This window comes from Polynucleobacter sp. JS-Safj-400b-B2 (assembly GCF_018881975.1).
Taxonomy (GTDB): Bacteria; Pseudomonadota; Gammaproteobacteria; order Burkholderiales; family Burkholderiaceae; genus Polynucleobacter.
The window spans coordinates 31,980-43,422 of the sequence record NZ_JACVPJ010000011.1; the positions used below are offsets into that span (position 1 = coordinate 31,980).

Here is an 11,443-nt window from a genome sequence, read left to right on the forward strand (position 1 = left end):
AGGCATCGGTGTGTAAAGAGGTGTCACCTAACAAGGCGTTGATGTCAGCGCCCAGGGTGAAGTGGTCAGCAGCAAACTGTGGCAGATCAGTTGAAGTTGCAGCGTCGTGCAAGCTAATGCCAGCACCGAGATCTACTGTTGGCAACCCACCTTGCCCAACAAAAGTTCCATCACCTGCAACACCACCAACACCCATGTTGCTGATGTGTAATTTTTCGAGATCTTTGAGACTGGTTGAGAGGTGCGTAGTGTGTGCATCAACTACGACCGCATGATCAGCGGTAAAAGTAACCCCTTCCTCTAGGCGTGAACCGACTTCAGCATTGCTGAGGTCGACATCTGGCACGAGAATTAGTTCTTCGTTCTTGGCCATGGCTTAGAGGGTTAATTGGGCGCAAATTTTCACTCCCTCAGAATAGAGAAAATCGCTATATATGGGATGGCTCAATACTTCTGAATTGAATAGTGGTCAGCGACTGTATTTCACCCTAAAATTTAGTAGGGCTATGTGTACCTAATTAGTAGATATCAACTAGGTATATGTCAGCTTCATTTTTTGGTGAAATTAGATTCAAAAATAGTCATTTAAATCAATTACTTAAAAATCAACAAACTGTTATGAGACCAAAATTTTAACTGAGCTTTAATGCAGAAAAACAACTGTAACTTTAGTGATAGTAATAGTAAATAGTTATTTTTAGTATCACTTTTTGTGTCTTAAAAATGTCATATTCGTACCCCAGAAATCATAGCGAAAATAGCATTATTTAGAAGGGTAAATTCAGTATTTTTTTACTTACTTCCGCCTTACAAAAAGGGTTACTAAAAAAGTACTTTTCGAGTAAATTTTTATCAATCCAATGGCAGTCAATGCTCGTTAACCAAGAGGGTTTGACGAGTAATTTTTGCAGCGATGGAGGATCGTCCAGACTCTTTAGTAACTCTGACCACTTCTGCGCTACACATCACTTTTAAAGGACCTCCGGGGGTATTCATTTCCAACTCAAATCGAATTTGGGAGCCTGTCACATACTCGTCATCGAATTCAAATAAGATTCCAGTTGAGCTAATGTGTTTGGTGACGCCGACTTTTCCATCAAGCAAAACCGGTAAGCTGGTTTGAATGCGCGGTGCGCGGTCTCTCACAAGCGAAGGTTTTTTCACTTGAGATGAACGCTAACGCTTAAGCGCGGGCTTGCGGAGTGCAGTATTAGCTATGTAACCATATTAGTAAGGCTAGTCTTGAAAATCTTGGTACTGAGCTACTCTTTAACGCTCAAATTACCTACCAGAAAATTTGTATCAAAACTACTACAACCTTGGGGCAGTAAAAACCTTGGTATTGAAATAATTTTATATGAAACAATGACTTACATTAAATTAGGCAGTTAATTAAAGATAGATTTTGTATCTAAAAAGTATAAATATTCGCTTAAGCTGACTACCTAGTACTTGCCCTTAGTTCATACATCAGTAGCGCCTACCAGCATATTTAGGCGGTAGATTGTCGGCCCAACGAAAAACTACAAGCCTTAGCCCTACTAACCTTAACCATGCCAAGTAATTTTGTCTACGTTCGTAATGTCATGCGTATTGCCGGCATGATCGGTAATTACGACCTCATTACCAGTGTGAGCAGAACTGAACGTGATTTGCTTATTGGCAGCATCCATCGTGGCTGTCCCTGATTTAATTTGAATTGTCCAATCACCTGCTGCATCTACAGATGAATTGGCAATAGATGCCCCGTTTATGGCTGAGACGCCACTAGGACCGCTATGAGTGCTGCTAGCACCAGTAACGTCGACAATGTCTGTCCAGCTCGCTCCATGCAATGCCGTGCTTGAGCTCACTCCGCTAGCAGTATTCCACATTAGGTCCGGAATTCCGACCTCTTGACCAGCGGCTACTACTGCCGCCCAACTAGAGCCAGCATGTTCTATGTTTAATATAGTTTGTGAGGCAGCCACGCCATTGCCATCAATGGAGATGGTGGCGCTTAATTTATCAGCACCACTGAGAACTCCAGATAAATCAACATGATCACCCTGCCCAGCATGAAAATTAGCAAAGTTGTCGGTATAGCCAGTATTTCCTGAATACAGCTGGCTCCAGGTAGTGTATTTAAGCGTGTCTGCCCCTGACCCACCAACAAAGGTGTCATTACCGCCACCCGCTACCAAAGTAGCGCCACTGCCATTCGTATTGGTATCCACCACCGTGTAACCAACTGTTCCAGTGCTAGCTCCCGATAAATCCACCGTGTATCCAGCGGTATTGAGCACAACAGTTCCGCCATTGTTTACAGTCAAACTATCTGCCACAAACCCGCTACTACTAATACTTGCCTGTACCGAGTTTCCGGGAGCAACATATAAAGCATCTCCGCCAGCACCTAAGCCAGTAATGGTTGTAAGCTGATTGCCAACATGTCCTTCTACTGCATAAATATCGTAGCCAGATCCACCGGTTAACACCACGCCAGCGGTATCGACCAAAATATGACTACCCGATGCCGCTGTCGTGATAGACGCCTGATCTACCTTAGCAATAGAATCCGTTTGAGTAGGCGATGTCAGTGATGATGAATTACTCGCTTGATAGCTTAATGAAGAGGAAAGATTTCCAGAAGCAGTTGGCGTTAGTAAGAAAGATCCGCCCACATGATTAGTAACTGCCAAGTTTGGTCCTGCTGCTATCGCAGTAATTACCAAGGCTTGCTGCAATGAATCAGAATCGTTTACCGTTAACCAAGCATCTTGAATTGTCACCCCAGTGTTTGCGGTTGAATTTATTTGTATAGTCTCAGTATTGGCTACTGGAGGCGGGGAAACAATTAGCGTGCCAGGTGGATTTTGGATGACTGAAGAAACAGTTAATGCAGTACCTGCTCCATTCAATAGGGATCCACCGTTTAAGTTTAATCCGGTAATTGCTAAATCGGATGCTGCTTGTCCAGCCACAACAATGTGCGAGAAAACCAATGTATTAGTGCCGCTACCACTAACGTAACTTGCAATACCACCATCGCTCAATGTCAGTTGTGGAGTGCCAGTAACATTGATTACCTCAGATGTTGTCAGCGTAAGACTTACAGTAGACCCATTGCTGATCGTTCCAGACCCTAATGTAATACCAGTGCCTACTGCAGTCACCCCAGAAACTACAGGTGTTTGGGTGTCGACTGTCAGAGTTAAGCCACTAGATACTGTTGATATGTTCCCTGCTGCATCAGTCGCTTTAGCGGTTAAGGTATGCGCACCATCGATTAAAGTGCTCAGCGCAATACTGAAGGTGCCACCAGTAGCAATACCAGTTCCTAAAACAGTAGTGCCATTAGTATCGTAGATGGTCACAGTAGAGCCTGCTTCTGCACTACCCGTGACTGTTTGGATCGCATTGTTAACGTAACCAGCGACATTCTTAGCAGCATCGGCTAAAGATGTCGGTGCACTAGGCGCCACGGCATCAATCGTGACTGCACTCGCTGCATTTTGTATGGTGACATTACCAGCAGCGTCAGTTGAGGTGATGCTCACGGCACCATTCCCATTATCACCAGCTTGCACTTGGTAACTGACGGTGTAGTGATTGGGCGATGTTTGCACTAAAGTACCCAGTACATCATGACCACCAATGGTTGCTGCAGTCACGGGATCAGTACTGGTAAAAGATGCTGTAATCATCTGACCCGCTTTGGCTAGAGTCGGATTAGAGTTGTTTGAGCTCTCTGCGGTAATTGCTACTGTTGGGGCAATGGTATCCACTGTCAGTGTTAAGCCACTAGAGACTGTTGATGTGTTCCCTGCTGCATCAGTCGCAGTAGCGCTTAAGGTGTGTGTAGCGCCACTAAGGCTGACAGCGCTAAAAGTAAAAGCACCCGAGCCATTGGCAGTGGTAGTTGCAATGAGGTTTGCACCATCGTAAAGTTTCACACTACTATTGGCTTCCGCAATACCGGTAATGGTTTGGGAGGTACTGTTGACATAACCATTACTGATGGCAGCATCGGCTAAAGATGTTGGGGCATTGGGGGCAATGGTGTCAATCGTGACTGTACCGGCAGCCGTTTGGGTGGTGCTCTTGTATGTAGAGTCGAAGGCTGTAATCACCACATCGCTACTCATGATGTCGCCGTCAGCAACCCTGTAATTAGCAAGAAAATGCGTCTGATCATTAGGGTTGTAAATCACGTTCACGGCTGCTGTATTACCACCAATCGTTGCAAAATTATTGCGAACGCTACTGGTGTATTCAACTGTGATAGTGTCGCCTACTTTTGCTTGACTATGATTTATCGAGTTATTACTAGTTTGACTAATAATACTGATTGCTGGCTCTGTATCCACAGTGAAAACAAGAGGATTAGAAGCAACGGATATGTTTCCAGTGTCAGCATCTGTCGCAGTGGCTGTTAAAGTATGCTCTCCGAAGCTTAATTTCACTTTAATACTGAAGCTTCCGTCAGTATTCGCAATCCCAGTATTTAATATAGTGACACCATCACTGTCATAAATATCGACTGATGACCATGCTGGAGCTATACCAGTAATGTATTGTGTTGCGCTGCTGACATGACCAGTGCTAATAGCTAAATCTGCCAAGTCACTTGGTGCACTTGTAGCTACACCATCCACTGTCAATCGCAAGTTAGAAACTCCAGAAACATTACCAGCGTCATCTGTTGCTGTGGCTGTTAAGGTATGCACGCCAGGAGACAAGATCAGGTCAGCCGAAAATGCACCATTTGCATCGGCTTGTACTGTAGCTAATGAATAACTGCTATTGCCGTCATAGATATCAACAAATGAGCCAGCCTCAGCTGTACCAGTAATGGTTTGCGATGAGCCGTCCACATGACCATCAGGATCTGTTGGATCAACTGCAGCATCAACTAAGCTTGGTGCACTTGGGGCATGGGTGTCGATAGTCACGATACCAGTGGCAGTTTGCGTAGTGACATTACCGGCAGCATCTCTAGAAGTAATACTCACATCGCTGCTAACGCTATCCCCCAGTCTTACAAGGTAGCTAGCGGTATAGGTATTGCTAGCCACAGTAGTTACATTAGCAATATGGCCGCTAATGGTCGCAGCAGTTACCGGGTCGCTACTGCTAATGACAACAGTAATGGTATCGCCTGCTTTTGCTAGAGAGGGAGCGTTTAAGTTATTAGAGTTTTCTAGTCCAATGGCAACAGTTGGCGCTATGGTGTCGTAGTTCAGGGTTAAAGCCGTTGAGCTTGGGCCAATGTTGCCAGCAATATCGGTAACACGAGCAGTAATGGCATTATTTGCATCAGCACTCAGATCAATGTCATGTAGGGTAAATTCATGGTTATTGATATCTGCATCTGTTAAGACATGGGTCTGATTAACAGCATCACCAACTAAAAGGGTTAATGTATCCCCTGATACTGCACGGGTACCCACTAAAGAGATAGTAACGACAAAGCCTGCGATTGCCTCAGTTGCGCTAATACCACTAGCAATGGCGGGAATTACGCTTGCTACAACTGGTGCACTAGGCGCCACGGCATCAATCGTGACTGCACTCGCTGCATTTTGTATGGTGACATTACCAGCAGCGTCAGTTGAGGTGATGCTCACGGCACCATTCCCATTATCACCAGCTTGCACTTGGTAACTGACGGTGTAGTGATTGGGCGATGTTTGCACTAAAGTACCCAGTACATCATGACCACCAATGGTTGCTGCAGTCACGGGATCAGTACTGGTAAAAGATGCTGTAATCATCTGACCCGCTTTGGCTAGAGTCGGATTAGAGTTGTTTGAGCTCTCTGCGGTAATTGCTACTGTTGGGGCAATGGTATCCACTGTCAGTGTTAAGCCACTAGAGACTGTTGATGTGTTCCCTGCTGCATCAGTCGCAGTAGCGCTTAAGGTGTGTGTAGCGCCACTAAGGCTGACAGCGCTAAAAGTAAAAGCACCCGAGCCATTGGCAGTGGTAGTTGCAATGAGGTTTGCACCATCGTAAAGTTTCACACTACTATTGGCTTCCGCAATACCGGTAATGGTTTGGGAGGTACTGTTGACATAACCATTACTGATGGCAGCATCGGCTAAAGATGTTGGGGCATTGGGGGCAATGGTGTCAATCGTGACTGTACCGGCAGCCGTTTGGGTGGTGCTGTTACCAGCAGCATCTACTGAGGTAATGCTGACATCACTATTGCCGGTATCCCCTAGAGGCACCTGGTAGGCGACGGTGTACTGATTGGGTGAAGTTTGCACTAGGCTACTCAATACATCATGACCACCAATTGTTGCCGCAGTCACTGGATCAGTACTGGTAAAGGATGCCGTAATAGTGTTACCTGCTTTTGCTTTACTCGAGGTAATCGTATTGTCACTAGTTTCACTAGTAATACTGACTGTTGGGGCAAGAGTATCAATCGTCACCGTACCAGTTGCAGTTTGGGTAGTTGTATTACCGGCTGCATCTGTTGAGGTGATGCTAATAGCACTACCACTGAGCTCATCGTTATTTTTTACTAGGTAGCTTGCGGAGTAACGATTGGGTGAAGTTTGTACCAAGGTACCTAATGCATCATGACCACCAATTGTGATAGCAGTAACTGGATCGCTACTATTAAAACCAACCGTAATAATTTGGCCAGCTTTTGCTTGACCAAGAGTAATCGTATTATTACTAGATTCTCTTATGCTGCTAATTGTCGGGGCTACCGTATCAATGGTCACTGTACCAGTGGCTGTTCGCGTCGTGACATTATCAGCAGCGTCTACTGAGGTAATGATGACATCACTATTACCGATATCGCCTAGGGGTACCTGATAACTGACAGTGTAATGACTGGGTGAAGTTTGCACTAGGCTACTCAATACATCATGACCACCAATCGTTGCTGCAGTGATTGAATCAGTACTGGTAAAGAATGTCGTAATAATCTGGCCTGCTCTGGCTTGGTTCGCCACAACATTGTTTGAGCTTTCTGAATTAATGCCTACTGTTGGTGCTACGGTATCAACTGTTAGAGTTAAGCCACTAGAGACTAATGAGGTATTACCTGCAGCATCAGTAGCTTTAGCTGTTAATGTATGCGGGCCATCCCCCATTGAGCTTAGCGTAATACTAAAGGTGCCGCTCTGGTTAACTACTCCGCTGCCTAATAGGCTAGTCCCATTGGTATCGTAGATACTGACTGTAGAACCAACTTCAGCAAGGCCAGTGATTGTTTGGATGGCGTTGTTAACATAACCAACGGCATTTATCGCAGCATCTTCCACAGATGTCGGTGCGTTTGGTGCTACGGTGTCTACTGTTAGGGTTAAGCCTCCAGAGACTAATGAGGTGTTGCCTGCAATATCAGTAGCTTTAGCTGTTAAGGTATGTGGGCCATCCACCATTGAGCTTAGCGTAATACTGAAGGCGCCACCAGTGGCAGTACCGGTGCCAAGGATAGTGGTGCCATTACTATCGTAGATTCTGACTGTAGAACCCTCTTCAGCAAGGCCAGTAATGGTTTGGATTGCGCTATTGACGTAACCATTAGCAATCGCACTATCGGCTAAGGAAGCCGGTGCACTCGGCGCTTGAGTATCAATCGCCTGAGCATCAAAGCTAGCTAGGTTGGCATTGACTACTGCATTACCGGCAGCATCAGTCAGACCTGTACCTACTAAGCTTAAGCCAACTGTGCCTGAAGCAATATTAGAGCTTGGTGCTACAACAACGGTGTAATGGGTGCTATCGATTGCAGTCACACTGGTGACGGTGCCATTAGTGGCGGTGAAGTTGCTAGTCGATACCGCGCCGACTAAAGCTTCACCAAAGACCACGTTATAGGTAATTGCGCTGTTGGTAACAGTAGCAGTGGTGTTATCAGTAACACCAGTCACTACTGGTGCTATGGTGTCGTAGTTCACTGTTAAGGCAGATGAGCTTGCGCCAACGTTACCGACCGCATCGGTCACTTGCGCTACAAAGGTATTGTTCGTATTAGCGCTTAAGGCGCCTGCCGCTACGGTGTAGTTATAACTACCCGTAGTAATGTCACCACTAGTCAGAACATGGGCAACTGGGCTGCCACCATTGATGATCAGATTAAGGGTATCGCCTGCTAGGGCATTAGTACCGGCTAAAGAAGCAGTAACGGTAAAGGTAGTAGCGGCTTCACTAGCGCTAATACCACTAGCAATGGTGGCAATCACGGTGGGGGCAGCTGGTGCGCTAGGCGCTAAGGTATCAATCGCTTGGGTATCAAAGCTAGCAAGGCTAGTACTGCTCACGGTATTACCAGCAGCATCGGTTAAGCCAGTACCTACTAAGCTTAAGCCCACTGTGCCTGAAGCGGTATTGGCGGTGGGCGCTACGACGACGGTGTAATGGGTGCTATCGACAGCCGTCACACTACTGACTGTGCCATTAGTGGCGGTGAAGTTGCTAGTCGATACCGCGCCTACTAAGGCTTCACCGAAGACCACGTTATAGGTAATCGCGGTGTTGGTAACGGCAGCGGCCGTATTGTCAGTAACGCTAGTGACTGCTGGGGCAATGGTGTCGTAGTTAAGGGTTAAGGCAGATGAGTTTGCGCCAACGTTGCCAACTGCATCGGTGATTTGTGCAACAAAGGTATTGTTCGTGTTTGCGTTGATGGCGCTTGCAGTAATGGTGTAGTTATAGCTACCAGTAGCAATGTCACCACTAGTCAGCACATGAGCAACTGGGCTGCTGCCATTGATGATCAGATTAAGGGTATCGCCTGCTAGGGCATTAGTACCGGCTAAAGAAGCAGTGACTGTAAAGGTAGCAGCGGCTTCACTAGCGCTAATACCACTAGCGATAGTGGCAATCACGGTGGGGGCAGATGGTGCGCTAGGAGCCAAGGTATCAATTCTCACCGCACCAACTACAGTTTGTGTAGTGCTATTGCCGGCAGCGTCAGTTGATGTAATGCTGACATTGCTGCCATAGAGCTCATCATTACTTTGTACCTTATAACTAGCGGTATAAGCATTGTTAGCGCCTGCTGTCAGAGTGGCAGTATGCCCGCCAATCGTTGCAGCGGTCACTGGATCAGTACTGGTAAAGGTTGCAGTAATAATGTCACCTGCTTTTGCTACTGTTGGAGTCGTATTATTACTACTTTCAACAATACTGCCAATGACTGGCGCTAAGGTATCAATCATCACTCTGCCGACTGCAGTTTGCGTGGTGCTATTACCTGTAGCGTCAGTCGATACGATGCTGATATTGGTTGCAATGCTATCGCCTGCTTGCACTTGATAGCTAGCGGTATAAGTATTGTTAGCCCCAGCAGTTACAGTAGCTTTATGACCACCAATGGTCGCAGTAGTAACTGGGGCAGTACTCGTGAAATAAGCCGTAACAATATCACCGGCTTTTGCCACGTTGTTACCAAAGGCGTTATTACTACTTTCGCTACCAATAATAATTTTTGGTGGCGCAAATTTATCTATCGTGAAACTTTCCGAACCAAGACTTGAGGTCCTTGCAACTGAACCATCGGCATTAAGAACGGTTGCAGTACCAGTAACTATTTGAGTACCACTGCCTAATTTATCAATATCATTTGTAGTTAATATGTATTTCCAATTGCCATCTACATCGGCTACTAATTTCAGATTAGTGATCGAACCAATCGTGAGGTTTATCGCGCTGTTGGGTGAAGCAACACCAGCCACCACTACACCGCCAGCAGCAGCCTCTGCAGCATTAATCACATTATCACCAGCAATCGCGCTAAAGCGACTAGGCACATTTACTATGGCAGATTGCACCTCATTAGATAAGTTGATGCCGGATAGCACGGTACTTAAGTTGTTATTAATAACTGCGGCACTAATCTGCGTAGCAATCGATCCTTGGGCTGCACTACCAACACTAATAACGCTATTTAATACATCAGAAATATTCGCATTAGATGTAGAACCACTAATTGCAGTGTTAACAAGATTATTACCACTAGCTATCACGTTAGAAACGCTTGCAGCCGATGCTGAAATCGTCGCTACAGCTGAAGCAGAAGCATTGAGCGTGCTAGCAGCGCTACGCATCACTTCACCTAAGGTACTTGCACTAGAAAGCAGTGAGCTATTGGCATCTGTAGGAGCAAGTGCAGCTACCAACTGATTGGCCAAAGAAGAAAAGAGTGCTGCGGCAGTCGCAGAGGTGCTCACTCCCGTGACAGACCCAACAAAGGCAGCAGCCTGAACTACAGTATTGGCAACCTGCACACCCGCAGCAAATACCTTTGCCGCATTAGAATCACCCGATAAAGCGGCAGCCACCGAATCAAAGGTAGAAAAATTAATCGATGAGGATAAGCCCAGTTGTTTAGCCACCAAAGCGGTAGCTTCTTGAGCCGTCATCCCCGTCGTACTATTGGCAACAATATTGGCAACTAAGGTCGTTAACGGCGTTACCATCGTAGAGCCGGCTACCGCAGTGAGCGTGATCTTATTTTGCAGGCCAGTTGTAATATCGGTACCGCCAATCGCCACAATACGGCCAACTCCGCCCACCAAGTTAAACCCACCAGTAGCATCGCTAATGGTAAATACCTCTCCAGCATTTAAGGCCCCATCACTATTGGCATCCGCGAATACAGTAGCGCCAGCAATATATCCATCTTGAACACGATTGCCGATATGCGCAGTGCTAGTTTCAACAGTGGTAACTTTAGGTGATGGAATTGTTACTGGAGCGCTCGTCCCTCCACTACCAACGGAAGGTGGTGAAGTGGTTGGGGTCTCTGCACCAGATGGACGTTGCTCTACACCAGAATCTGTTGGGGCATTATTAATATGGTTTGTCGCACTAAAGTCGGTCAAACTAGCAGCACGATCAACAAACTTCACTTCCACTGAAGAGCGCGGCAGACTGTTGGCATCAGTATTTGTATTTTCCGATTCGACTGAACCTGCCTTAGCAGCAGCCAAGGATTGAGCACGAGAGGCTCCGTTGAGGGCATTCAGGGCTGGAGTTCTTGCTGCAGTAGCAGAAGTGCCTGGCTCAATATTGTTGGCAACTACAGCAACTACAGCAGTTTCGACCTGAGTAGCTGGTAATAAACCCCCTAATACACCGATGTCGACACCACCCACACCTATTAAACGAGCGTTATTGCCGGTTGTTGAAAAATTAGCCGCTAATTGGTTTGAATCCGTTGAGGAGCTTGAATTTGTAGCGGTAACCTGCTGATTAGCCTGAGTATTGGGGTCGGGGTTATTGAGAAAACTAAGGGCATCTCGAGACGTCACATTGTTGGTGCTAATAGGCACATCGGCTCTTGCTTGAACAGTCCCAGCAGCACCAGCCTGGCCTGCAGCCCCCGCACCATTTTGTTGTAAGGAGGTAAGGTTATCCAGATGCTGAGCATCAAATGCTTGCTGAGATGATGAGGTATTTGCGTCAGCCATAACTTTTTATTGAATAAAAT

General features: G+C 46.3%; 3 protein-coding genes. All 3 read right to left on the reverse strand.

Going from position 1 to position 11,443, the window contains the following annotated elements:
• The coding region (locus tag ICN48_RS10930; RefSeq protein WP_216153727.1) for a hypothetical protein at positions 1 to 373 on the reverse strand (373 nt) is incomplete at its 3' end.
• Between the two features lie 494 nt (positions 374 to 867).
• A complete protein-coding gene (locus ICN48_RS10935) occupies positions 868 to 1,164 on the reverse strand; it encodes a PilZ domain-containing protein (RefSeq protein WP_216153728.1) in 297 nt (98 codons plus the stop codon).
• A 383-nt stretch (positions 1,165 to 1,547) separates the two neighbouring features.
• Positions 1,548 to 11,423 carry an Ig-like domain-containing protein gene (locus ICN48_RS10940; protein ID WP_216153729.1) on the reverse strand — a complete coding sequence of 3,292 codons (9,876 nt, stop codon included), beginning with the start codon at positions 11,421 to 11,423 and terminating at the stop codon, positions 1,548 to 1,550.
• Positions 11,424 to 11,443: the final 20 nt, after the last annotated feature.